At 37.0% G+C, this 26,249-nt stretch carries 15 protein-coding genes and 1 pseudogene; 5 read left to right on the top strand and 11 right to left on the bottom strand.

What is annotated here, in order from left to right; translation table 11 throughout:
- Positions 1–297: 297 nt before the first annotated feature.
- Positions 298–1,113, top strand: a complete 816-nt coding sequence (locus tag ACP6PM_RS23080; RefSeq protein WP_426588762.1) for a calcium-binding protein — start codon at positions 298–300, stop codon at positions 1,111–1,113.
- Positions 1,114–1,966: 853 nt separating this feature from the next.
- On the opposite strand, the gene ACP6PM_RS23075 is transcribed toward ACP6PM_RS23080, so the two are convergent.
- From ACP6PM_RS23075 to ACP6PM_RS23065, 3 genes and pseudogenes are all read right to left on the bottom strand, one after another.
- Positions 1,967–4,519, bottom strand: a complete 2,553-nt coding sequence (locus ACP6PM_RS23075; RefSeq protein ID WP_426588760.1) for a glycogen/starch/alpha-glucan phosphorylase — start codon at positions 4,517–4,519, stop codon at positions 1,967–1,969.
- A gap of 1,407 nt (positions 4,520–5,926) precedes the next feature.
- A complete protein-coding gene (locus tag ACP6PM_RS23070) occupies positions 5,927–7,276 on the bottom strand; it encodes a bifunctional acetate--CoA ligase family protein/GNAT family N-acetyltransferase (RefSeq protein WP_426588758.1) in 1,350 nt (449 codons plus the stop codon).
- A gap of 266 nt (positions 7,277–7,542) precedes the next feature.
- A pseudogene (locus ACP6PM_RS23065) lies at positions 7,543–8,913 on the bottom strand (acetate--CoA ligase family protein); the annotation flags it as partial.
- Between the two features lie 866 nt (positions 8,914–9,779).
- On the opposite strand from ACP6PM_RS23065, the gene ACP6PM_RS23060 reads away from it, so the two are divergent.
- Positions 9,780–12,470 (top strand): bifunctional serine/threonine-protein kinase/ABC transporter substrate-binding protein, encoded by a 2,691-nt coding sequence (locus tag ACP6PM_RS23060; protein WP_426588756.1) that lies wholly within the window; start codon positions 9,780–9,782, stop codon positions 12,468–12,470.
- Between the two features lie 687 nt (positions 12,471–13,157).
- On the opposite strand, the gene ACP6PM_RS23055 is transcribed toward ACP6PM_RS23060, so the two are convergent.
- From ACP6PM_RS23055 to mnmG, 7 genes are all read right to left on the bottom strand, one after another.
- On the bottom strand, positions 13,158–14,165 hold the full coding sequence (locus ACP6PM_RS23055; RefSeq protein ID WP_426588754.1) for a hypothetical protein: 1,008 nt from the start codon (positions 14,163–14,165) through the stop codon (positions 13,158–13,160).
- A 995-nt stretch (positions 14,166–15,160) separates the two neighbouring features.
- Positions 15,161–15,448, bottom strand: coding sequence for a ribbon-helix-helix domain-containing protein (locus ACP6PM_RS23050; RefSeq protein WP_426588753.1), 288 nt, complete (start codon positions 15,446–15,448; stop codon positions 15,161–15,163).
- A 52-nt stretch (positions 15,449–15,500) separates the two neighbouring features.
- On the bottom strand, positions 15,501–15,662 hold the full coding sequence (locus ACP6PM_RS23045) for a hypothetical protein (protein WP_426588751.1): 162 nt from the start codon (positions 15,660–15,662) through the stop codon (positions 15,501–15,503).
- Complete coding sequence (locus ACP6PM_RS23040; protein ID WP_426588749.1) at positions 15,659–15,811, bottom strand: hypothetical protein; 153 nt, start codon at positions 15,809–15,811, stop codon at positions 15,659–15,661. The genes ACP6PM_RS23045 and ACP6PM_RS23040 overlap by 4 nt, the downstream gene beginning before the upstream one ends.
- A 317-nt stretch (positions 15,812–16,128) precedes the next feature.
- Positions 16,129–17,145, bottom strand: a complete 1,017-nt coding sequence (locus tag ACP6PM_RS23035; protein WP_426588747.1) for a restriction endonuclease PLD domain-containing protein — start codon at positions 17,143–17,145, stop codon at positions 16,129–16,131.
- 17 nt (positions 17,146–17,162) lie between these two features.
- The gene (locus tag ACP6PM_RS23030) at positions 17,163–18,302 is read right to left on the bottom strand and encodes a DNA cytosine methyltransferase (protein ID WP_426588801.1); all 1,140 of its coding nucleotides are present in this window, start codon (positions 18,300–18,302) and stop codon (positions 17,163–17,165) included.
- A gap of 177 nt (positions 18,303–18,479) precedes the next feature.
- Complete coding sequence (gene mnmG, locus ACP6PM_RS23025; protein ID WP_426588745.1) at positions 18,480–20,384, bottom strand: tRNA uridine-5-carboxymethylaminomethyl(34) synthesis enzyme MnmG; 1,905 nt, start codon at positions 20,382–20,384, stop codon at positions 18,480–18,482.
- 116 nt (positions 20,385–20,500) lie between these two features.
- On the opposite strand from mnmG, the gene ACP6PM_RS23020 reads away from it, so the two are divergent.
- Both ACP6PM_RS23020 and ACP6PM_RS23015 read left to right on the top strand, forming a co-directional pair.
- On the top strand, positions 20,501–21,874 hold the full coding sequence (locus ACP6PM_RS23020) for an AAA family ATPase (RefSeq protein ID WP_426588743.1): 1,374 nt from the start codon (positions 20,501–20,503) through the stop codon (positions 21,872–21,874).
- A gap of 185 nt (positions 21,875–22,059) precedes the next feature.
- On the top strand, positions 22,060–23,040 hold the full coding sequence (locus ACP6PM_RS23015) for a hypothetical protein (protein ID WP_426588741.1): 981 nt from the start codon (positions 22,060–22,062) through the stop codon (positions 23,038–23,040).
- A gap of 338 nt (positions 23,041–23,378) precedes the next feature.
- Here ACP6PM_RS23015 and ACP6PM_RS23010 read toward each other — a convergent pair whose 3' ends face one another.
- A complete protein-coding gene (locus ACP6PM_RS23010) occupies positions 23,379–23,717 on the bottom strand; it encodes a P-II family nitrogen regulator (RefSeq protein ID WP_426588739.1) in 339 nt (112 codons plus the stop codon).
- A gap of 471 nt (positions 23,718–24,188) precedes the next feature.
- Here ACP6PM_RS23010 and ilvB point away from each other — a divergent pair, with 471 nt between their 5' ends.
- Positions 24,189–26,027 (top strand): biosynthetic-type acetolactate synthase large subunit, encoded by a 1,839-nt coding sequence (gene ilvB / locus ACP6PM_RS23005; RefSeq protein WP_426588737.1) that lies wholly within the window; start codon positions 24,189–24,191, stop codon positions 26,025–26,027.
- Positions 26,028–26,249 lie beyond the last annotated feature (222 nt).

Below are 26,249 nucleotides of genomic sequence, written 5' to 3'. Positions count from 1 at the left end.
TACCTAGATTATGCAACACCAAATCATTTAACACGACACTGAATTTTCCTGAACAAAACTGAATTTTCCTGAACAAAACTGAACTTTTATTACCAAAACACCTGAAAAAATTACTGAATAAAACTGAACTTTTATGTATTGTCTTTTCTGGATAATTGAGCGATACTACTAATATCAACAAAAAAACCTTTCGGGGTTTATTAATTCCGAAGTTGATAATTCTACTACCCTCTTAACAAGGGAAAGAGAAAAACGTTTTCCAACTGAAAAACAATTAAAATAACTAAGGAGAATAAAATGTTTTATTGGGGTACTAATGGAAATGATAATTATGCAGGTACTAATGATGCAGATGTGATGCTAGGTTTTGGGGGCGACGATCGCCTGAATGGTGAGGGTGGAAATGATAGACTATTTGGAAATAAAGGAAATGATTTTCTCAATGGTGGTGATGGCGATGATAACCTAAATGGTGGTAATGGTGATGATATCCTGAACGGTAGTCAAGGTAATGATACTGCTGACTACAGCGACTCTACTAAAGGTATTTCTGTTGATTTAGGAACATTGATCGACGGTGACTATGCCAAAGCTGAGGATGGTTATGGGACTGTAGATAAATTATTTTACATTGAGAATATTGTTGGTAGTAAGGTAGGTAACGATTATATTAGAGGAGATAGTCAAGCTAACATTTTAAGTGGTCTGGGTGGCGATGACACTCTACTAGGCTTTGGGGGAAATGATACCCTCAATGGTGGTAATGGGGACGATTTGATTGATGGGGGAACTGCTATTGGTGTCAACAGTACGATGGATATGACACGTTTTAATACTTTAACTGGTGGTAATGGTGCAGATACCTTTATTCTTCGGGACCTAACTGATACTGGAATGGCTCATAATATTATCACAGACTTCAATGCTGCTGAGGGCGATAAAATCGAAATCATCTCGTCGGAGGGTAGTTATGTACAAGCATTGACCTCCGGTAGTGATACTATCTTGTTCTCTGGTTATGTTTTTGCGGGGATTTATGACTCTAGAATTGCAACCCTTAAAGGAGTAACAAATTTCGATGTTGAGAATGATCTAATCATAAGTGAACCTTAATGTTGAGTTGCTAAACTATAACTCCTCAACTTGAAGGTGGATAAATATTCAAGAAAAATTATACCCTCTTGTTAAATTCATAAATTATAGCTTTTCAGTAGACCATGGTAGGGACTTTATATGCAAAGTCCCTAGTAGGTTTTGATTATAACTATGTGGTTCATCAATGCAAAAATCGCTCTCAAGGAGTAACGAATTTCGATTGCAACAACGATCTAAGCGTAAACTACATATAACCCGATTCTGTATCATTGGAAATATATCTATTGCTTTTTCATCCTTGACAGCAATTTTGATTTCGGTAGATCGCAGTAGGGGGGGTAACGAAGTTTTGCCCTAGTTAATGACCATTTGCCTCTATAAGGTTTTGGTTATTATTTTGACTGAACTTTTATGTATTGTTTTTTCTGAAAATTTCAGCGATAGTAATATCAACCAGGAAAAGAGAACAACTTTTTCCTCATTTCATAACTAACAAACAAACAACTAAGGAGAATAAAGTCATGGTTTACATTGAATTAACTCAGTCTAACCAAATTACAAATGGTTCTATGCGAACGTCACTACTTCCTGACTCCTAAAGACTGAAGCAATCTATAACTGTTTAACCTGATTTGATATTATGACCTAATTGGATTTATATGCAATTAGGCGAATTTGATATAACTCCTCAACTTTTACAATTCTTTAACTTCAAGGTGGGTAAATATTCAACAAATATTCTACCTCCTTCTCCTGATCAAACTCTGATTTGTTGGCACCATGGAAAATCTGAATAAGTGGACAAATAATCAAAGTTTGACTATGAATAATAGGAATAACTATTTGCCCACCTAAAATTGTTCCTTCTTAATTAAATCTGACAATAACGTTGCAAACCTGCTGTTTCCTGACTATATGCTTCCATGTCAATTTTCACAGGCTCAACATTCCAGATTTCCTGACAATATTCCCAGATAGTACGGTCAGCAGAAAACTTACCCATATTAATCGAGTTAATAATTGACATCCGAGTCCAATGTTCGGGATTGCGATAAGCTTCATTCACTCTTTCCTGACAATCAATATAAGATTGATAATCAGCCAACAACATATATTCATCTTTTCCTAGTAAAGATGCTACCAGTGGCTGAAATAAATTTGGCTTACCTGGTGAAAAATAACCAGAACTAATACGGTCAATTACCTGCCGTAATTCCTTGTTAGAAGTATAGTATTGCTCGGGGTTATATCCCTGATATTTTAATGCTTTAACTTCTTCAACAGTCAATCCAAATAAGAAGAAATTCTCAGCTCCCACAGCTTCCCGAATCTCAATATTTGCTCCGTCAAGAGTACCAATAGTTAAAGCACCATTGAGAGAAAATTTCATATTCCCAGTACCAGAAGCTTCCTTTCCAGCAGTAGAAATTTGTTCAGAAAGGTCTGCCGCAGGATAAATTCGCTGACCAATAGATACAGAGAAATTCGGGACAAAAACTACCTTGAGGCGATCGCGCACATCTGGGTCATTATTCACTATTTCCCCTACAGCATTAATCAATTTAATAATTAATTTTGCCATATAGTAACCTGGTGCTGCCTTCGCTCCAAAAATAAAAGTGCGGTGCAAAATATCCGTATCTGGATTTTGTTTAATCCGATTATAAAGAGTAATAATGTGCAGCACACTCAACAGTTGACGCTTATATTCATGGAGTCTTTTGACTTGAATATCGAATAAAGAATTAGGATTAACTACAATCCCAGTCTTTGCCTCAATATAAGCAGCCAAATTTTGTTTATTCTCAGACTTAATCTGATTCCAATTATGCCTAAATTCTGGGTCATCAATAAACCGCTCAAGCTGTTTAATTTCCTCTAAATTCTTAATCCAATTTTTGCCAATTTTATCTGTAATTAGTAATGCCAATTTGGGGTTGCTAATTAACAACCAACGACGAGGGGTAATGCCATTAGTTTTATTCGTAAATTTCTCCGGCCAAAGTTCGTAGAAATCTCTCAAAACATCTGTTTTCAAAAGTTGAGTATGTAATGCTGCCACACCATTAATAGCATGAGCGCCAGTGCAAGCCAAATGAGCCATTCGTACCCGTTTTTCGGGAAATTCTTCTATCAGTGACATCCTTGCTAAACGCCCATCATCCCCTGGATAACGTTTCTTAACTTTCTCTAGGAAATGGAAATTAATTTCATAGATAATTTCGAGATGTCGTGGCAACAGAGTAGCAAACATACTAACTGGCCAACGCTCTAAAGCTTCTGCCAACAGAGTATGGTTAGTATAGCCAAAAGTATTTTGGGTAATATTCCAGGCTTTTTCCCACTCCATATCATGTTGATCTATCAGCAGTCGCATTAATTCTGCAACGCCAATAGAGGGATGGGTATCATTCAGTTGAATAGCTGCTTTTTCGTGGAAGTTGTCTAAATTGGGATTCCGTGACAAGTGAGTGCGGATAATGTCTTGTAAAGAGCAGCTAACAAAGAAATACTGCTGCTGTAACCGCAACATTTTGCCTTGGAAGATATTGTCATTGGGATAGAGAACTTTGGAAATATTTTCAGAGACAGTCTTATCTTCGACGGCGCGGTTGTAGTCGCCAGAGTCGAAAATTTGCAAATCAAATTCATTACTAGCTTTGGCACTCCAGAGACGTAGACTATTAACTGTGTTGGTATTATAGCCCGGTACTAGAGTGTCATAGGGCATTCCAATAATGGTGCGTGCAGGTATCCACCTAATGCGGTAGTTGCCTTGTTTGTTTGTGTAAGCTTCGGTGTAACCGCCCAGTTTAATTTCTACTTGGTCTTCATGGCGGGGTATTTCCCAAGGGTTGCCAAAACTTAACCATTTGTCTGGTTGTTCGACTTGGAAGCCGTTATGAATTTGTTGTTTGAAAATACCAAATTCATAACGAATACCGTAGCCTATTGCGGGAATTTCTAGGGTGGCAAGGGAGTCAAGGAAACAGGCGGCGAGGCGACCTAAACCCCCATTGCCTAAACCTGGTTCGGGTTCTTTTTCAATTAAGTCATCCAGTTGAAGACATGATTCTTCTAAAGCTTGACGCCCTACTTCCCAACAGCCTACATTAACTAGGTTTTTGGCTAGTTGACGACCCATGAGAAATTCTGCTGAGAGATAATATACTGTTTTGACGTTTTGGTTGGAGTAGGTTTTAGTGGTTTTTAGGTAACGATGCAGGAGGCGATCGCGCACTGTATAGGCCAATGCCATGTAATAGTCATAGGGGGTGGCAAACTCTAGGTCTTTCCCCTGTATATAGTATAAGTTGTCAGCGATAGCTCGTTTGATGGTATCAAGACTGGTACCTGTACGATCGTCCTCTACTTGAATTTTTACTTTTTCTGTGTAAGTCTGTTCTTGGTGTACTTCTTGCATAATTTGAGAATTTGCTAATCTTAACTGTTTATTGACAACGCTCAAACCAAATTGAAAAGGGTTTTTGAGACTTAGTAGTAGTCAGTTCCATATTTGCTAACATTTGGTAACAAATACTTATAGAGATTAAGTTTAGTTATATTAATTTATTTCAAGACTTAACCAGGAATATTTTAGTATAATGTAATAATATTTACTCAGATAATTAATTAATTATCGAATTTTATTTATTGACAAGTTTTTAATTTTTGCCAATCCCAAAGAAAAGATAAAATATTAGATAAATTAAAAAAAATTAGTGTACAAGAATTATTCATTCATTATGTGCTTGTAGTATCATATTCGCTCAAGGTGTGCTCGTGAGCGTTTTCAAAAGATTTTACAGGAGTTTGCAAGTAAATGAGGTACAAAATTATTAGACATAGGCGTGAAAATCAAAAATAAAATCAACTACTTCTCCCTGTTCCCTCTTTTCTGGAGAGGTCTATTAAATAATTTTTACCAGACAAGGAGGGAGATCGGAAGTTCAATTACCGTGAAACTTATTGTTTCTCTCCCAAGGCTTTTTCATTCTAGTAATATCAATAGACATCTCCAAAAAAGATATAGACTTTTTGTAAAAGTAGGGAATAGGGAATAGGGAACACTTACAGCGGATTCCAGGTTGATGAGGTACAGTGACACTAAATTTTTAAATAGTTTTTGAAGTATAGAATAAAGTTTTCATGTCTTTAATCAAATCTACTAGAATCACTGTACCACACTTACATGGAATAGGCTGTAACTGGGAATATGTTTTTAGGAAAAAAACACGGAAAATGATTTTTTGAATTACTTTGACAACCCTAGTTTATAGCAAATAAAGGGCAAGTTTATTTTCTGGAGATGTCTAATTTCATAAAATATTGCTATAGTCATGACACAGGGAATAGGGAACAGGGAATAGAGAACAGGGAAAGAAAAAAAGAATAAAAAAATAGGAAAAAATGTTTAATTTTTACAATTTATGGAGTTTATAATTTTTTATTGTAGGAATAAATTATAAATTAAGATGTAACTTCCTTTTTTGAATTTGGTATAATATCAAATCCGCTAGTTTCGGATTGATATAATTCAACCGTCAGTAGGGGCGAACGGCCGTTTAGCTAACGCACAACGCGTGTTAACGCTGCGCGACATGAAACGCCACTACAATATTGACTATTCTTCCCTAATCCTGAATTATACCAATGCTACCAGATTTGATATAAAACCTATTGGGGGGATGAGTTTGGAGGGTATGGGAAGCAACGCCCAAACAATTAATTCAACCCCTCTGATTGTAGTTTCTCCCCACACTACCCACACTGCGCACACTACCCACACTCCTCCCTGTCCCTATTCCCATACCTAGCAAAATTGTCAAAACTATAAATCTATTTTGGCATCTACTACACCAGCACTACGTTGCAACTGAAAACCAACCTTCTCACAGACTCGCTGCATAGGTGTATTCTCAGCTAAAACCGTAGCAACAATTCGCTTTAACTTCTCATCTCGACCCACCTGTACTAATCGCAACAGCAACTCAGTACCCAACCCCTGACGTTGATAATGATCGCTCACCAACATCGCAAATTCTGCCTCATTTACCCCATGTGACTTACTCAAGCGACCCACTCCTAAAATTTCATGATTTCCCGTTTCTGGATTTTTATAATCTGCCACTAATGCCATTTCCCGATAGTAATCAATAAAGCAAATCCTGGTTAACCGTTCGTGAGCAATACGCCGACTTAACTTGAGAAAGTTAAAATAACGCAAATACACACTTTCTTCTGACAACGTTTTGTGGAACTGAACAATCAACGGTTCATCCTCTGGGCGAATAGGGCGAATAGTGACTCCCTCGCCATTTTTCATTTGCCAAGGTTTGACATATTGAGTAGGATAGGGACGAATAACTGATGATGGGAGTTTCTCTAGAGCTACACTCTTGTCATGGAGAACTATCCTTGCATCCAAAGCAATCAACCTTTCCGAAGAAGCTAACAGAGGATTAATATCAATTTCCTTAATCCAAGGTTCCTCTACCACCAACTGACTAAATTTCACCAATAGCTTTTCGAGCGCTGCCACATCTACAGCTTTCCGCCCCCTTACTCCTTTGAGCGCTTGATAAATTTTTGTCTGTTCCATCATCCGGCGAGCTAGAGTTGTATTCAAAGGTGGCAGAGCGATCGCCCGGTCTCTAAACACCTCTACCAACTGCCCACCCGTACCAAACACTAACACCGGACCAAACTGCGGGTCAACACTGCTACCAATAATCAACTCATAGCCACGGTCTAAACTTAACATTGGTTGCACTGTCACACCTAGGAAATGCTCAGACCCCACTTTCTCAGTTACAGATGTTTGAATATTTTGATATGCCCATTTTACTGCTTCTGCATCTTTGAGATTTAACTGCACGCCATCCACATCAGTTTTATGGGTGATTGTCTCGGAAAACAGTTTCAGCACCACTGGATAACCAATTATATTAGCACGTTCCACTGCTTCTGCTTCAGTTTTGGCAACCAAAGTCTGCACAATAGGAATACCATAAGCAGCTAAAATTTGTTTTGATTCTGATTCTGTAAGAATATTTCTGCCTGTATCCTGAGCAGTTTTGATAATTTGCTCGACTATAGAACAATTTGGACCGCTTTCTTGTTCTTGTGCTACCACTGGCGTTTCATAAATACCCTGCAAATTATAATTGTACTGCCACATAAAGTTAGAGACTGTTTGTAAAATAAGTATTAAGAGAACATGCGAGTGACTAAAATCTAAAAGCGGTAATACTTCAAGAGATTGAAATTTGGTAGGTAGAGAAGTATTCAGTACATATATTCCTAGATTTTTAAGCGACAAATATTTGTCTTGATTTCTTCCTCCTTATTCCCTATTCCCTATTCCCTATTCCCTGTTCCCTGTTCCCTGTTCCCTGTTCCCTGTTCCCTATCTCCTTTTTATATTTCCTTTACAAACAATCTCTTAAAGAGCTTGGCAGCAGAATCTGGATAACGATAGGTAGAGATACTAGCACGATTGAGAATAGTTTCACCTGTAGTTACCTCATCCCCTCCCATCCAACTTGCTAATACTGGTTTTTTAGAAGTCTGAGCATAATGCTTTAACTGTTCGGCTGTTTGAGTGGGATCGGTCATAGCTTGAGGAGTCAAAATTACCAGCAAACCGTCAGTGTTCAGATCTTTAATTGCTACTTCTAAAGTTTTGCGGTAGCGCTCTGGGTCAGCATCACCAAGGATATCAATGGGGTTAGCATGACTCCAGTGGGTGGGGAGAAATTCATTCAGTTGAGCAATTGTTTCTTCTGCCAAAGGTGCAAGTTCTCCACCAGTAGCAATCAGAGCATCGGTCGCCAACACTCCTGGTCCTCCGGCATTAGTAATAATCGTTAGTTTTGGTCCTTTCGGTAGCCGTGGCTGTTTTGCCATCACTTCTGCCATATTAAATAGTTCAGAGATGCGATTCACCCGCAGCACCCCACACCGACGAAAAGCAGCATTTAGAACTTCATCACTACCTGTGAGTGACCCTGTATGTGAAGCAGCAGCTTTGGCAGCAGCTTCAGTTTGACCAGCTTTAATCACTATTATTGGCTTGGTCAATGCTACTTCACGAGCAGCAGACAGGAATGACCGCGCGTTACCAATGGATTCCATATAGATGACAATACTTTTGGTATGGGGGTCGTCACCAAGATAGTAGATTAGGTCGCCCCAATCTAAATCTAGCATTGAACCTATGGAAATGAATGCACTAAAGCCTACGTTTTCCGGAAAACTCCAATCGAGAACGGCTGTACAAAATGCTCCACTTTGACTAATGAAACCAAGGTTGCCTGGGTTTGCCATAGTGCTAGCAAAGGTGGCATTTAGTCCACTATGGGGGTTCATTAGTCCTAAACAGTTTGGGCCAATCAGTCGCATTTTGCCCTTGGCTGTTGCCATAATTTGTCGTTCTAATTCTATGCCTTCTGGTCCAATTTCTTTGAATCCGGCGGAGATAATGATTGCGCCCTTGACTCCGACTTCCACACAGTCACGTACAGCATCAGGAACCATGGGAGCAGGAATGGCGATGATTGCTAAGTCAATTGGTTCTGGTATGGCTTTGATATTTGGGTAGGCAACAATTCCTAGCACATTATGGCGCTTGGGATTAACTGGAAAAATCGTACCCCCAAAAGGATTGCTCATAAGATTCCAGAGGATTGTGCGGCCTACACTGCCGACTCTATCGGTAGCACCGATTACGGCCACACTTTCTGGGGCAAATATTGAGGTTAGGGGTTGTCGTTCTGCCCTCAAAATATCATAAGTTGGATATGTTGTTTGTATCATCTTTAGTTCTCTCTTTTGAAGTTAATTGTTATTTGTTTTTTCATCACCTTCTCTTCAAGTTTAATCGAAAATATGAGTTGCCCGATCTCCCTGACAAGTACAGAACTTGTCAGGGGATTCAATTCACAAACATCTTTAAATTAATATGAAAATTATTCTTAACTTTATTATGCAGAAAAATATATTTTTTCTCGAATACAGGTTATCAAATATCATCTAAAAAGTCAAATTCATATAGATGTAAAATCTCAAAAAATAGTATTGATAATTACCTATATAGTTTATGTTATTTCATGTTTGTTGGTATAGTTTGTGTCAAGCTAGGCGTGAATATCTATAGGAATTTTAAGGTTTTTTCCTACTTTCAAGTTCCCTTCCTTCTTTCCTAGATAACTAAATACCAGATTGCATTGATTAACAACAGTATAAAAAGGTGGCAGACAAGTCAAAAGTCATCTTTGAGATGACTTAAGCTAAAAGCCTACGGATTTCAATCCGTATATAAAGTTTTCTTTATTCTTCCTTACCCGTATTTTACAATACCAATGCTACTGGACTTGATATTAGTATATATAGCATTTATCATGTAGGTAAGCTAGATTATTAGTAAGCATTCAGCTATCAGCTTAAATAGCTGATATTCAAGATGATGTTAGGGAAAATACTAATCAATTATTCATTTTTTCCTAACCCTGTGAATCCTATTGCTATTTGCCCAGCATTCCATAGGAACAGATGACTGCTAATAACTAAATGCTTCTTACAATTATTTCCTTATGGTTGTTCTGGCCTTATAACATTTATGTTTGAGGTTGACCAATAAATAAGGTTTCAAGCCTCCTGCTTTTTCAAGGGGATAAAAACTGATGATTAATCCTGGACAAATATTACAAGACCGCTATCAAGCAATTCAACTACTAGGAGATTGTGGTTTTGGTCAAACTTGGGAAGTTGATGATAGTGGTACAAGAAAAATTATGAAGATATTGCAAGTACCAAAAGCAATAGACGACCAAAAAATGGAGGCAGTCATTTTTCTGTTTGAACAAGAGGCAAATGTTTTAACACAATTGCACGATGTTGGATTACCAGAAGTGGAACTAGAAGGATACTTTATCGAGTCAACAGAAGATGTGGGACTATTACACTGTCTAGTAATGGAAAAAATCAAGGGGATAAATTTATCTGACTGGCTCAAACAAAATCATCACAATCAACCTATAGAAGAAGAGCGAGCGATCGCCTGGCTAAAACAATTAGTAGAAATTATTAGCAAACTCCATCAGTATCAATGTATCCACCGGGATATTAAACCAACAAATATCATTTTGCGTTCTACAGGGAAAAACCAAAATAATACTATTGTACAAGAGATAGTATCTGAGAATTTGTCACAGAGTAGCCAAGTTCACGCAAAAAATAGAGAAGTTACGAAAGCCGAAAATTTATCCCCAATCTCACTGACTCTAAAAAATGTTGCACAACCTGGAAATAATACAAAAACACTTGGAGCAACAGAGGGTGATCAAAGCGAAATTGAGAACAAAAAAAATCATACGGCAAATCAGCAAGACTCCCAAAACCAAGAGTGGGGTCAACTCGCATTAATAGACTTTGGCGCTACTAGGCAAGTTACAGAAACATATTTAAAACAAGTAGAAGGCAAGGATGTCACTGGAATTATTTCTCAAGGTTACACATCCCCAGAACAATATGAAGGAAAAGTAACAAGACAGTCGGATGTCTTTGCCATCGGTCGGACTCTAGTTTACTTACTAACTGCAGAAAATCCTATAAACTTGCCCACAGAACCTCAAACTGGTAGACTAATATGGCGAGACCATGCTACTCACATCTCACAAAAGTTGGCAGATTTAATTGATGAGATGATAGAAAATTTGCCTCAGTGTCGCCCTCAAACAACTGAAGATATTCTCGAACGTCTTGCTGACTGTAAGCAAGAAGTAGAAACGGAAACAGAAGTTGAACTTGAACCTACCCAAAACAAACAAACGACTCCTGTAACTCAAAACCAGTTTTATTCCCAACTACTCCACTCAAAATTACTTAATTTCAAGGGTAAATCTCAAACAACTACACCTGAACCTAATAAATGGTTAGGCAAGATTTCTCTATTAACACTGGGAGTAATAGCCGTCTTCATTGCTTTCTTACCTGAAGCACCAACAACTTGTCCTTTAAAGTTTGATGACAAGTTAAGTTGTGGCGAAGAAATTCTAATTCCTGGTTCGGCAACAACAGAAAAAGAAGCAGGAGTCAGAGCTTTTGCTGATAGTAATTATCTCCAAGCAGTCACACTCCTAGAAGCAGCTAGAAAAAAACAAATTAACGATCCAGAAACTCTAATTTACCTAAATAATGCTAAATTGGCTGCTAACAATACTGAAATTTATACTATAGCTGTTACAGTGCCAATGACTGGTGATTCCCGATCTCTCAACTATAGTTTAGAAATTTTACGGGGAGTTGCTCAAGCTCAAAATGCAATTAACCAAAGCGATCGCCGGATCGGAGGTAAGGGTTTAATTGTAATTATTGCTGATGATGTCAACTCTTCTACACAAGCTGTCAGAAGAGCAAATGCTTTGGCTGCAACTGGTCAAGTTTTAGCTGTAGTTGGTCATTTTTCCAGCCAAATTACTATGAAAGTAGCTCCAACTTATGAAGATAATAAACTGGTATTAATTTCTCCTACCGCTAATGCTTCTAAATTATCTAATCGCAATAATTTTTTGTTTCGGATGATTCCATCTGATGCAACAATGGCTCAAGCAATGGCTAGTTACCTAATTAGTCAATCTGAAGACGAACAGCCAAAAGTAGCTTTATTTCATATCCCTAATGATGTTTACAGCGAATCTCTCAAAAATCAATTTAGTCTTAGTTTCACCGCAGGTGGTGGCAAAATAGTTAAAGACCTGGATGAAAAATTTGATTTATCGAGAACTGCTTTTAATGCGAGTGCTGCTATAGATAGAGCAGATAAACAAGAGGCTACAGCTATAGTATTATTACCAGATATTTTCAGTTTATCTAAGGGAATAGAGGTAATAAAAGCAAATTGGCAGTTGAATTTACCCATTATTGCTGGAGATAGTCTTTATAGTGATTATGCTCTCAAGTTTGGTGCTGACGAAGCAGAGAGAAATCTTGTAGTAGCTACACCTTGGCACAGTTTAAATAGTCCTAATCTAGATTTTCCTCAACAAGCAAAAGAACTTTGGGGAGGTGCTGTGAGTTGGCGTACAGCTTTTGCTTATGATTCTGTTCAGGCTTTGATTACTGCTTTAGAGTCACTCCCGGAACGAAAAGAATTAAATCGTATTGCTCTTCAAAAAGCTTTAGCAAGTGAAAATTTTAGTTCCTACGGTGCTACAGGTGAGATAACTTTTTTAGGGAATGGCGATCGGCAAGAGTCAAGAATTAGTTTTACTCAGGTAGTTAAGTCTAGTTGTTCGCCATTAGGTTATACGTTTTTGCCTCTAGATTATCCTGTTAGTCAATTTAGTCTTTTGGAATGTGAGGAATTGGAGTAGTAATACCGTTTCACTGAATTCAGAATTTAGGTTTGATCGAGCACCCAAATCAAAGGAGATGGATAGTCAAATTTTCCTACTGTTGCGTATAAAGCAATAGTTAATTCATTTTCTTAAGTACCCCGCTATGGGAGATGAATAGTGAAATTTGCCAACTGTTGCGTATAAAGCAATAGTCAATTCATTTTCTTAAGTACCCCGCTATGGGAGATGAATAGCGAAATTTTCCAACTGTTGCGTATAAAGCAATAGTTAATTCATTTTCTCAAGCACTCAGCTATGAGAGATGAATAGTGAAATTTTTCTAATAGGTGGTGCGTTACATTTCATTAACGCACCCTACTGGACTGACTTCTTTCTTGTAGAGGAGCGATCGCTACTCATGTAGGTTGGGTTGAGGAACGAAACCCAACATAATCTAATCACAGATGTGTAGCAGTAAGGTGCGCTTTACTGCGCGACATGAAAATCGTCAGTATAACACACCGAACCAGGGAAACCTTTAACTACCAACGGCGCGGATTAGTTTTGCTGCTGAGTGGGCGATCGCGCAACTATTCAAGTACCGATAACACCACCAGGAATACAACCAACTTCTTGATTTTCTATTGCCAAGTCGGTAAGTCCCGCTAAAAGTTATTTCCCATTAGGAACTGCTGAAAAATCTAGAATATCAAAAATCGGAAGCTAAAAAATTACAGAATCATGGGTAATCACCGCTTCGCTATCCAAGAAAGTGTCAATCGCTGGTTCGCTATCCAAGAAACTGTGAACCGGTACAACCTCCAAAGCGTTAATATTCTCGGTTAGAGTGCCGTATTTACCCATAATATCAAAGTCAGTGTCCCAGATATGCCCACCATGAGATAAGAAGTTACTAGCACCAGTCCATTGGTCGTAAACAAAAATTTCACCTCCATCTAAACCTAATTCTGGGATGGAGTCAATACTGAAAACAATTCGTCTTCCGGATACTACCATGGCATCTACATTCACGTAGCCCAATAGTTTCTCCGGGTTAATCTGAGTAACATCTCCGACAGCTTTAGCAATTTCTTCCCTTGTGAATATGACGTTATTATTTTGATCGAAAACTGCTCCAGAGACAACATTATTGGTGAGAGGATCGAAAGTAACATCACCGTACACAGAGTAATAAGTGGCATCAGAGTAGTTTTCAGGGCCCCATACTTCTAGAGCATCCACATCGTGAACTCCCTGATCTATCGATGGTCCTGGTTGATCGATCTGATCTTTATTAGCCCAGACACGACTAAATGGTACTTGTGGCAGTTCATATCTGATTTGATCTTCATAGGTAGTTGAAAACAGCATTGCAGCCTTGTCTTCAACCAGATAATTAAAATAAGCATCACCAGAGTTGGCCATAGCATCTACTTGACCACCAGTGGGATAATCTGCCCCATTACTTGTCGAGCCATCCCCTGCCCAAAGTAATGTCTGTCCCGGATCGGGTAATCCATTTGTATCCTTATCCGCATTATCAGAATACTCTTTCCCTCTTACTTGTTTTACAGACCAAGGTCTGGCCACTGGAACCCAAGGCTCAATTACTAAATCGTTGAAGGATTTAGTATCTGTAGTGCTTTCTAAAGTTGCAACAGCCTTATCATTAATTTCAAGAATTGCTTGATTTTCGATATTTCCGTTATCGAACCTTATTCTTTCTTCCATTATCTATTTTTTTCCTTCAAAGTGTGGACTTATCTTTGGGTAGTTAGGAAAAGATTGTTCTCTTTTCCTTTTCGATAAGTACTATCGCTGAAATTCCTAGAAAAAACAATACTGAAAAGTTCAGGAAAGTTCAGGAATTTTCCACCTGAATAAAACTGAACTTTTAGATGGAAAATTTGTCTATAGAATTTCGATTTTTAATATAGATTGATGCAATTATAATTGAGGCTGGGAGAGGAAAGTAGCTATTTTTAGTCAATGTAAATTAACTTCTGACAGGTATTTCTTACTCTGTATTTTGGGGTATATCTACACCAAATGTCGTAGAATTTTATTCAGAAAAGTTCAGTTTTATTCAGAAAAGTTCAGTTTTATTCAGGAAAGTTCAGTTTTATTCAGGAAAGTTCAGTTTTATTCAGTTGTTGAAAAAATCAAGAAAGTAAATCTCAGAGACAGGGCAAACGCATCTAAATTCTGGAACCTTCTACCGTTAAGATTTAGATATCTAATAAGTATAAATACTCAGAACCCTGACATCCTTGCCCTGTCAGAACTTCAAAATAAGATGCGTTTGCCCTGGGAAGGGGGTTGGGGGGTTAGGTTTTTTAATCCACATTTTCAAGTTTGACACGCCATTACTGGACTGACTTCTTTCTTGTAGTGCAAAATTGTAGGGTGTGTTAGACGGCTTAAATTCATACTATGAAAGTGATTTAGCAATCCGTCGTAACGCACAATTTTAGTTGTGTCAGTCCAGTAGTAGACTGACTTCTTTCTTGTAGAGGAGCGATCGCTACTCATGTAGGTTGGGTTGAGGAACGAAACCCAACATAATCTAATCACAGATGTGTAGCAGTAAGGTGCGCTTTACTAGGCGACATGAAAATCGTCAGTGTAACACACCGAACCAGAGAAACCTTTAGCTACGAACGGCGCGGATTAGTTTTGCTGCTGAGTGGGCGATCGCGCAAATAACGATGGAAGTACCAATGGCACTACCAACTATCAAACCAACTTCTTGATTTTTCATTGCCAAGCTGAAATTTTTGCTTTAATTGTGCAATAACAATTTCTCCATCAACTTTTTCACCCCTTTCTAATTGTTCTAAACCTACTTTAACTTGAGCGCGAGTTTCATCAAGCCATTCTTGATAATCTTGTTCTTGTTTTTCTAATAGTTTTAAAGCGACATCTATCGCCTGTTGAATATTGGTATATCTTCCCTTATTAATTTGGGATTGAAGAAATTTTTCTTGTTCGGGAGTTAAGATAATATTCATCATCCAATTTAAAAAATAAACTATATTTAATTCTATCCTTTATTCAGGATTTATCTTACAAAAAAGAGCTGATTTCTTGATAAATAGAACGTAAAGATTTAGCTGTCAGCGTAACACACTGAAAATTAACATTAAGGTCTAACCATCCTCCATTAACAAGACTTCCAGAAAGCAAGATAGCTTCTCGGTTTAAATTGTAGTCAACCAAAATAATCATTGTTTTCTTTCTTGACGCTTGGTTTTCCTTTCTATCAGTTTAACTCGAACTGCTTCATATCCTGGACGGGGAGGACTTGCCGCAATTTTTGCCAAGCGATCGCGATTCCGTTCTTCCCAATATGCTCGAATTTCTTCTGCTATCCTCAAAACTTCCTGATACTCTGCCTCAACTTCTACTTGATGGTTTTTAATATAAGAAAGAACACCATGAAGTTCCTCCTCAGTAAGGTCGAAGGCATCGCGAATGTACTTGGGTGGATACTCAGCTTTTATTTTGTCATAATGTCATAGAGAGTAATACGAGTACCTGAAATCGTCAGACCTCTTTCAGTACGGATAATAATTGCTTCTTTGTTAGGTTGGTTTATCATATTCCTTGTGGTATGAAAAATTTCAGCAGTCTTGTTTCCATTGTACTTTATATTTTGTTGCATATACATAAAATGCTGAATCATTATTATTACTTAAAACTCTAAGTAGTAATTTGAATCAGATAGTTTATATATCCGAATATAATCTTTACCATATTCTTCTAATGTTTGACTTGTGACTGGTTGAAATAGTTGTAAAATTCCTTTTTTTTGTAGTTTTCCTTTAATCCAATGACCTAAGATTTTTAAGTCATCTCTCGATCTGATATTTTTATAATAATCACCTTGAGTTCGACAAGGAAATACTAAACCATCATCAGTGTAAGCAACAAAATCTCCTTTAGGATAAATAGAATTTTTAGTTGTAGCTATATCGACAATAATTTCTACTTCAAACCAGTCTCTAGGAATTACAATACCTGTTTTTCTATTCCATCTTCCTTTGCCAAAAAAAGCATTTAAGTTGGAACGTTGTTGGTTATCAACTCTAGCTAAAGATATATCTAAATAAGGAGCCGTAGAATTAATAACTGGTTTTGTTTTTGCTTTCTGAAAAGAAACTTTTTTGCGGTTTTCCTTGACTGATTCAATAATCGGAAATGATTCACATTTAGCAAAATTAACAGATATATTATCAGTTAGTAACCAATTAAGATAGGTCTCTGTTTGATTGATTATAGCAGTATCACTAATTTTACAGGTAAACTCTAAATTATCAAACAATCCTCTTTGAGAAAAATTTGAAGACCCTGCAAAATAAAGCAATTCATTTTGAAATTTTATCCTATAAATTTTGCCATGAAATGGTGGTGGGTTCCAGATAAATCTGACACCTCCACATTTAGGATTTGCAGATAATATAAAGCTATTTAATTCACCTAATGTATTATAGGTATGTCTGTTTAATCCTTCAAAAATTCCCATCCCGATTAATAATGTAAAATCTCCGCCATTATTCACAATTCTAGCTATATCTTCTTGATACTTTTTGACTGTAGTTCCTGAAGTATAACCAGATGCAATAGTAACAGAAGTAGCTTCCTTTAAAAGTGTGCTAAGTTGCTTTCCAAAAGCACCTCCAAAATCTGGATGATTAGTATATATAGCCATAAAATTAATCTCAAAAATCACAGTAAACTTAACTGTATTGGTTGTTTATCTAATTCTGATTCTGCTAATTTTAATCTTTCTTTGATTGACATAGCTTGTAAATGTTTACTCAGACTATATAAATCTATTTCCTGATAATCATTTTTGAATAGTGGAATCAAAGATTCAACAATAGAAACAATTCCATCTGGAGGTACTGCATTACCAATTTGTCGCCGAATTTCAGTAAAAGAACCTTCAAAAATAAAATCATCAGGAAATGTTTGCAATCTTGCTCTTTCTCTATTTGTTAAAGACCTTGGTTCTGGATAATGATAACCCCATGTTCCACCACCTCCACCAGCAATAATTGTAGCAGCAGGTTTGTCTGGATGAATACGTCGATAAACATGACTAATCATTCCTTTTACATAGTAGGGACTATCTTTAGGAATGTCTGTAAAATTTCCTCCTGGTTTGATTCTTTTTAAGATTTCAATTGTTCGAGGTTGAATTTTTTGATGCTCATTATTATAGGGAATTTTTTCGACATTTTTGAGTGCTTTACCAGCAGTTATATGGGGATATTTTTTACCAATACCATATTCTGGTGTAGGATGAATAAAATTAAAACCTGTATCCATTCTAATACCAACTAAAATGACTCTTTGTCTAAACTGAGGTACTCCATAATCGGCAAAATTATATAGTTTAGGTTTGACTAAATAACCAGGAGATATACTTTCAAAATCTGATATTATTTGTTTAATTGCTTGATGCTTATTTGCACTTAATAAACCCTTGACATTTTCTGCTATGAATGCCTTTGGTTGTTTTCGTTTAACAAATTCTAAAAAGTAGGTATATAGATTGCCTCTAGTACCTTCTAAACCAGGGCGTTTCCAAATCATTGAAAAATCTTGACAAGGGAAACCTCCTGTAATTAAATCTGCTTCTGGAACTTCAGCAATATTTATGTTTTCTATTTGATTATTCTCGATAATATTAGAAATATTTTTTTCAAAAGTTTTACAGGCATAAAAATTAGAATCAATTGCCCAAACCAAGTTAAATCCTGCATAGTGAAATGGCAAATCCATCCCTCCACAACCAGAAAATAAAGATATGATTTTAGGTGCTTGATTCCAATGTATATTTTCTAAACGTTCAATCAACATTTTATGCAAAAATAATATGACTACTATAGCGTTTTTCATGAAGGATTCAGCCGTCAATGTAACGCACGAAAATTAACATTGTAGGTGGTGCGTTACATTTCATTTTCATGTCACGCAGTGTTTAATGTCTGCGACAGCCGAAAACGCACCTTACAAAAGCTAAGTCAGAGACTACCTTTAACTTTTAACTTCCACAAGTCGATATTGCACTTCCAAATAAACCAACAAAGCATTAATATCTGCCGGATTTACTCCCCCTATTCGAGACGCTTGCCCAATAGTTAAAGGCTGAACCTTTGACAATTTTTCCCGCGCCTCCATGGATAAAGTAGCAATAGAAAAATAATCTAAATTAGCAGGCAATTTCCGATTTTCTTGCCGACTAATTTGGTCGATTTGATTTTGTTGTCTTTGCAAATAACCGGAATATTTAATATCAATTTCGGCTCCTTCTTTTTCAACTAATTTTAAATCTAAATTCCCCAGATTATACTTTTCTAAATCTACATAATGGAAACCTGGTCGGCGCAACAAATCTGCTAAAGTAATCGAACCTTTGATTTTTGTTTGAGTATCGGCAACTATATTAATAGCTACCTCTTCTAATTCTTTAATTCGAGTTGACTTTAACCGAGCTTTTTCCCCATTAATATTAGTTTGCTTCCTCTCAAATAACTCCCACCGACGGTCATCAATTAAACCAATTTCTCTACCCAAAGGTGTTAGTCTTTGGTCGGCATTATCAGACCGTAAAATTAAACGATATTCGGAACGACTCGTCAACATTCGATAGGGTTCTCGCAAATCTTTTGTACATAGATCGTCAATCAAAGTTCCAATATAACTTTGTTCCCTGGGGAAAATAATCATCTCTTCATTCTTAACAAATTTAACCGCATTTATTCCCGCCACAAAACCCTGAGCTGCTGCCTCCTCATATCCAGTCGTACCATTAATTTGACCAGCACAAAATAACCCCTCAATTTTCTTAGTCATCAACGTCGGATAACATTGAGTCGCAGGCAAAAAATCATATTCCACGGCATAAGCAGGCCGCAACATCACACAATTTTCTAAACCAGGCAAACTGCGCAACATTTGTAATTGCAATTTCTCTGGCAAACCAGTCGAAAACCCCTGAATATAAAGTTCAGGAATATCGCGACCTTCCGGTTCAATAAATATTTGATGACTACTTTTATCAGCAAACCGGACAATTTTATCCTCAATACTCGGACAATAACGGGGACCTTTTGCATCCACCCACCCACCATAAACAGGAGACAAATGCAAGTTATCGCGAATTAATTTGTGAGTTTCTGGAGTAGTGCGGGTGAGATAACAACACATCTGTTCTCTTTCTACCCAAACTTCCGGATCGAAACTAAACCAACGCACCTTTTCATCTCCTGGTTGCTCTTCCAGATCGGTGTAGTCAACCGAACGTTTGTCAACTCTGGCAGGTGTACCAGTTTTCAGGCGTCCGGTTTCAAAACCAAGTTTATTCAGAGTTTCAGTCAAACCGATCGCCGGAAATTCTCCGGCACGGCCTGCTGGCATCGACTTATTACCTACCCAAATGACTCCACCTAGGAAAGTTCCGGTAGTGAGGATGACAGCTTTACATTTGAAAGCAACACCGAAGTAGGTTTCTACTCCAATAATTTCGTCGTTGTCTCCCAAAACCAAGTCTGTCACCATGCTTTCCCGAACTCGGAGGTTTTCTTGGTTTTCCACAATATTACGCATAACAGTAGCGTATTCCCGTTTGTCAGTTTGAGCGCGTAACGCCCAAACAGCAGGTCCGCGAGAAGAGTTGAGAATGCGTTTTTGCAGATAAGTGCGGTCTGCCATTTTGCCAATTTCTCCACCCAAAGCATCTACTTCATGGGTAAGTTGCGATTTTGCAGGTCCGCCAACAGCAGGGTTACATGGTTGCCAAGCAATTTTATCCAGGTTGAGAGTCAGTAGGAGGGTATGGCAACCGAGGCGTGCGGAAGCAAGGGCGGCTTCGCAACCAGAGTGTCCGGCGCCTACTACGATGATGTCGTATTCTTCTTGGAAGTCAAAGGTTTTGGTCATGTTATAGTTTTGGTTTAATGTACATCTTCTTATATTAACGACTATACTGTAATTATGACTATTATGAAGGTAAAATAAATAGAACAGATGTAAATTTAAACAGGAATAATAACAATATGTCTGTATATATAAAGCACCTTGAAGGTAAAGGAATTTATGGAATTTTTGATATAAATTTAGATTTTCATCAAGGAATTAATGTTTTATTTGCTAAAAATGGCAAAGGGAAAACTACTTTGCTACATATTATTGCTAATTTACTGAATGAAGACTATGAAAGATTTGCTTTTATTGATTTTGATTACATTAATTTGAGGATGAGCGATGAAAGTCAAGTCGAATTAAAAAATAATAGAAATGATGAGGAAATTATATTATCTTTGAATGGAGTAGAAGCAACGAAAATTATAGTCAAAAAAACTAAAGAAATTAATAGAAAGCTTTTTCCTGTGATTTCTGAAGTTGCTTCTACTGTGGCAGACCTCTGTAATAAAATTCCAGATCAATCGTCAGAAGAACAATCAATAACCACTGCGCTTTCTGCTGCGGCAAAAGTACCGATAAATTACAATATTCTCAATCAATCATCAGAACAAAAATTAATAACAGCAGCTTATTTTCCAGCTTTTAGAAGTATGATAGAAGCTTGGGCATCAACACAGGAAAAAAGTGGCAAACTCAAAGATATTTCTGATGAAAAAAAGCAGCAACAAAAAACTAATTTTGCACGTCAAATTTTTGGAGAATTTGTACCCTTGCTTAACTATCCATCTGTTATTGAAATAGAGCAAGCATTAAACCAAGAAATTTCTCAAGCTTTTTATCAACTAAACCAAGCACAACAAAAATATTTAGGCAACATTCTACCTCAAATATTTAATACTCTTTCCAAAAATTCCAAACCTGTAGAAGAAGACTCAAATTCAATTCTAGAAGAAATCAAACAACTCAGTAACGAGCTTAAATTTCAAATGCTTGAAGACCTCCGCACTGCTGTTGAATCATTTCAAGCTGATGAACAATCGAAAGATGCTGCTGTCAGGATTTTAATTACTTACAGAGAAGCACTGCAAAAAATATCTGATGAACAGAAAACTTACTTTCATAATATTGAGAAATATCTAGATGCTGTTAACTCCTTTTTAGATAGTAAAGAGATAGAAATTATCTTCAAAAACTTACCAACTTTAGGCATAAATTTTCATAATGGTATGGCTCCTATTCCTGGAATAAGTCAAGCATTATCATCAGGAGAACGTCAAATTTTAACCATGATATATGCTGCCTCTCAGATGAGCGAACAAGATATAGTTTTAATTGATGAACCTGAAATTTCTCTTCATGTTGATTGGCAACGGAAATTATTAGAAAAAATCTCTCAACAATTAGGTAAAAAACAAATTATTGCTTGTACGCATTCTCCAGTAGTTGGAGCTGACTATGAAGACGAAATAATAATACTTGAACCTCAAATAATTCAAAATTATTAAATAGTTTCTATAACGATAAGTAGAGAGGCGCGAATAAACATCACAATGTTAAAGCAATCGAAACTATTGAGATTGCTTCCTTCCACTCCGTTCCAGTCCCAATGACATACTTGGTAAATTTTCCCACCTACCTACTTAGTAGATAATTAAAATCAAAATTAAAAAGAAGAGGAAAAGTAGTAATAATGCAAAAAAGCACTCCAAAATATACTCCAAAAGAGTATCGAGTTTACTTGATGAATAGTAGTAAAAAACATATTTTAGTTGAAGGCAAAAATGATAAATATTTTCTAGAAAGAATGTTGTCTTATTTGGCAAATGAAATAGATAAACCAGAACTAACTGAACAGGTTTTTGTAGATTCAGCAGAATCTTTAATTAAATCTGAATCAGGAAAAGGTAGTAATAAAGAAAAAGTTGAAGAAATTGCAAATAATATAGCCGATAAATCTTACAGTCAGAGATTTATCGCTTTTATAGACCGGGAGTTGTATTTATTTGATTGGGATTATGAAAAAACTCAAATATTGCAAGACAATTTTCCCGGACATAATATAGAAAAACGAATTATTAGAACACGAGGGCATTCATTAGAAAATTATTTATTTGAACTTGATATAGTTAGTAACTTTTTTAATATAAATACAACAATACCTAATCCCCAAACAGCCACAAATTTATTTAAACAAATTTTTAAGTCCGTAATATATTCAGCTTGTACTATTGGTTTAGCTGCTACTAAAAGTAAACTGTTACAAAAAATAGAATCAGGTGTTTCTTGGAGAGATTTTATTGAGTTAACCTCTGGGGAAATAAACTTTTTATTAGAAGATTGGTTAGATTTTTTGACCGATAAACGTAGTGTATCTGATAGTAAAATTTCAGAAATCAAGCAAAATTATAAAATTTATATTCAACTCATTAATCAAACATCTTTTGAAATTGTAAGATGGCTATCTCATGGTCATATTGGTTATGATTTTTTGAAAGAAGCATATATTAAATGTTTTATGGAAGTTATCAAAGAAGACATTAGTAACATTGAGTGGATAGCAAAAGATAAGAGGGTGCATCTGTTGATTAATTATTGGATTGAGGAAATTTTAAGTAATGACAGGATGTATTTTCAAAAAATATTTGATATGTTAGATTTATCATTAAATTAGATTAAAAGTCTATTTTTACTAATTATGTTTGGAAACTTATGGTTAAGTTATAAACAAAATTTTAATACAAAAAAATTAAGGCGATCGCCGTCTTTATTAATACTCAACAACAGAAGTTAATTTAAAGGAAAAATTAATAGCTACTAATGTGCGATTTATCAATTTATTTCATATTATCCAAGTTCCAGAAGGTGCTAACGAGAAAGAGGTACTGATAACGGAGAAGAAAGTATTAGGTTTTAGGTATGAAAAAAATTAATCTTTCACTGACCGTCTTGCTGATAACAGGTGACGGATTACCTACTACCTAACACCTATGACAAAATCCGTCCCTAGAACTAAATTGCCTCCATATTACTTTCCCCAGTCCGAATTCGGACAATTCTATCTACTGGAGAAATGAAAATCTTACCATCGCCGATCTCTCCTGTACGGGAAGCACTAATAATCTTATCAACAACCATATCTACTTGGTCGTCTTCAACTACAATCTCAATCTTGAGCTTCTGCAAAAACTCAACCGTATACTCAGAACCCCGATATCTTTCGGTTTGCCCCTTCTGACGCCCAAACCCTCTGACTTCAGAAACAGTCATACCCACGATACCTGCATTAACGAGAGCAATTTTCACCTCGTCTAATTTAAAAGGCCGAATAATAGCTTCTACTTTTTTCAAGTTATTCACTCCTTACACTATATTTAAAAAAGCGGTCAGCGGTCAGCAGTCAGCAGTCAGCAGTCAGCAAGATTATTTTTTTAAAGTTTAGAAGGGGATTTCAACCCCTCCTAAACAATCCTGCCCTTAGGGTTGCAGAGTATTTTAACCCAGAGCTGCGCAAGCTGTTAAGGCAGTTCCTCCTACGGAGGCTAGCTGAAATGCTAAAAGCTGATAGCTAGTTAAGTCTACTCATTTATCAGGATGCCATCCTTTAATATCACCGCCAAGTGGGCCTTGTTTGTCAATAAATATACATTTATCTAGAAGGCTTTTTAATAGGCTGTCAAAATATTAAAAATACCAAAAAAATCATATACAGAATCTTAAACTTTTCTAGAATTTCTGTCAAAAAGACCTTTTATTACATCACATTTTCGATTATAATTATAGATTTAATTATAAATAATAGTATCTAGAGAGGAACTACCAGTGCAATTACAAACTAAAGTAACCCTCAAACGAGCCACCGGTGCTTTTGCACTAATGGATAGTCTTAAACGTCATGGAGTCAAACACATATTTGGCTACCCAGGCGGTGCAATTTTGCCAATTTACGACGAACTCTACCGAGTAGAAGCAGCTGGGGACTTAGAACATATCCTAGTCAGACACGAACAAGGAGCTGCCCATGCTGCTGATGGATATGCCCGTGCTACTGGTAAAGTAGGTGTATGCTTTGCCACATCAGGTCCAGGAGCAACAAACCTAGTAACAGGTATTGCTACTGCTCAGATGGACTCAATTCCCATGGTCATAGTTACAGGGCAAGTAGGCCGACCAATGATTGGTACTGATGCCTTCCAAGAAACAGACATTTATGGTATTACCCTACCGATAGTCAAACATTCCTATGTTGTCCGAGACCCTAGGGATATGGCCAGAATTGTTGCTGAAGCATTCCATATTGCCAGTACAGGTCGTCCAGGTCCAGTATTGATTGACGTACCCAAAGACGTAGGATTAGAAGAATTTGAGTATGAGCCAGTTGAACCTGGTTCTATCAGACTACCTGGATATCGTCCCACTACTAAAGGCAACCCTCGCCAGATTAACCAAGCGGTTAATTTAATCCGAGAAGCACGCCGTCCTCTATTGTATATAGGAGGTGGTGCAATTTCTGCAGAGGCTCATGCAGAAATTCAAGAATTAGCAGAACATTTTAATATTCCTGCCACTACTACTTTGATGGGGAAAGGTGCTTTTAACGAACATCATCCTCTATCAGTGGGAATGTTAGGAATGCACGGCACTGCTTATGCTAACTTTGCTGTGAGTGAGTGTGACTTGTTAATTGCTGTTGGTTCCCGTTTTGATGACCGAGTAACAGGAAAGTTAGATGAATTTGCTTGTCACGCCAAAGTAATTCATATTGATATCGATCCGGCAGAAGTAGGTAAAAACCGGACTCCTGATGTTCCTATCGTGGGAGATGTGCGTCAAGTTTTGATCGATCTGCTAAGTCGTTGTCGGGAGAATGATGAAGCAGTTAATTCTAATCAAACTCAACTTTGGTTAGAACGAATTAATCGTTGGAAACAAGATTATCCATTAGTCGCTCCCGAATATCCAGATAGTATGTCACCCCAAGAGGTGATTAATGAAATTGGTAAAATGGCTCCAGATGCTTACTATACTACTGATGTTGGTCAGCATCAAATGTGGGCAGCTCAATTTCTGAAAAATGGTCCTCGGCAATGGATTTCTAGTGCAGGTTTGGGTACTATGGGTTATGGGATGCCTGCTGCTATGGGTGCGAAGGTGGCATTGCCAAACCGAGAGGTAATTTGTATTGCTGGTGATGCTAGTATTCAGATGAATATTCAGGAGTTGGGTACTCTGGCGCATTATGGTATTAATGTTAAAACGGTGATTATTAATAATGGCTGGCAAGGTATGGTCCGTCAGTGGCAACAGGCATTTTTTGGCGAGCGTTATTCTTCTTCTAATATGGAAGTGGGAATGCCAGACTTTGTGAAGTTGGCTGAAGCTTATGGGGTGAAGGGGATAATAATTTCTCGTCGGGATGAATTGAAAGAGGCGATCGCTCAAATGTTAGCCTACGATGGTCCTGTTTTAATGGATGCTCGCGTGACTAAGGATGAAAATTGTTATCCAATGATTGCTCCTGGTAAGAGTAATGCTCAAATGCTGGGGTTGCCTATTCGCAAACAGCTTGAGCAAGCGGTGGAGTCAATTATTTGCAGCAATTGTGGATACGAAAGTGTTGCTACTAATAATTTCTGCCCTGAATGTGGTACTAAATTCTGATTAGACATCTCCAAAAAAAGAATGTAGGGATGTTCTATGGAACGTCCCTAAAAGGGTTTTATAGAAGGAATCTTTAATTTTTAGAGATGTCTATGCTACCGGACATGATATAACCTATATTCTGCAGGTTAACGTTGCTGTTGGGGATTTTTTTTTAAGGCTATAAAACTGGACAGTACAAAGTTTTTTCATTAATATTTTAGATGACAAAATGCTCCAGTT

This window comes from Dapis brunnea BLCC-M229 (genome assembly GCF_050015995.1).
GTDB lineage: Bacteria > Cyanobacteriota > Cyanobacteriia > Cyanobacteriales > Microcoleaceae > Trichodesmium.
The sequence above is the reverse complement of the archived record's forward strand: the minus strand, read 5'-3'. Positions and strand labels throughout refer to the sequence as shown.

Bases quoted from the DNA above. Each gene is read 5' to 3' on its own strand.
- ACP6PM_RS23080 (WP_426588762.1), top strand. From the start codon at position 298: ATGTTTTATTGGGGTACTAATGGAAATGATAATTATGCAGGTACTAAT.
- ACP6PM_RS23075 (WP_426588760.1), bottom strand. From the start codon at position 4,519: ATGCAAGAAGTACACCAAGAACAGACTTACACAGAAAAAGTAAAAATT.
- ACP6PM_RS23070 (WP_426588758.1), bottom strand. From the start codon at position 7,276: ATGTGGCAGTACAATTATAATTTGCAGGGTATTTATGAAACGCCAGTG.
- ACP6PM_RS23060 (WP_426588756.1), top strand. From the start codon at position 9,780: ATGATTAATCCTGGACAAATATTACAAGACCGCTATCAAGCAATTCAA.
- ACP6PM_RS23055 (WP_426588754.1), bottom strand. From the start codon at position 14,165: ATGGAAGAAAGAATAAGGTTCGATAACGGAAATATCGAAAATCAAGCA.
- ACP6PM_RS23050 (WP_426588753.1), bottom strand. From the start codon at position 15,448: ATGATGAATATTATCTTAACTCCCGAACAAGAAAAATTTCTTCAATCC.
- ACP6PM_RS23045 (WP_426588751.1), bottom strand. From the start codon at position 15,662: ATGATTATTTTGGTTGACTACAATTTAAACCGAGAAGCTATCTTGCTT.
- ACP6PM_RS23035 (WP_426588747.1), bottom strand. From the start codon at position 17,145: ATGGCTATATATACTAATCATCCAGATTTTGGAGGTGCTTTTGGAAAG.
- ACP6PM_RS23030 (WP_426588801.1), bottom strand. From the start codon at position 18,302: ATGTTGATTGAACGTTTAGAAAATATACATTGGAATCAAGCACCTAAA.
- mnmG (WP_426588745.1), bottom strand. From the start codon at position 20,384: ATGACCAAAACCTTTGACTTCCAAGAAGAATACGACATCATCGTAGTA.
- ACP6PM_RS23020 (WP_426588743.1), top strand. From the start codon at position 20,501: ATGTCTGTATATATAAAGCACCTTGAAGGTAAAGGAATTTATGGAATT.
- ACP6PM_RS23015 (WP_426588741.1), top strand. From the start codon at position 22,060: ATGCAAAAAAGCACTCCAAAATATACTCCAAAAGAGTATCGAGTTTAC.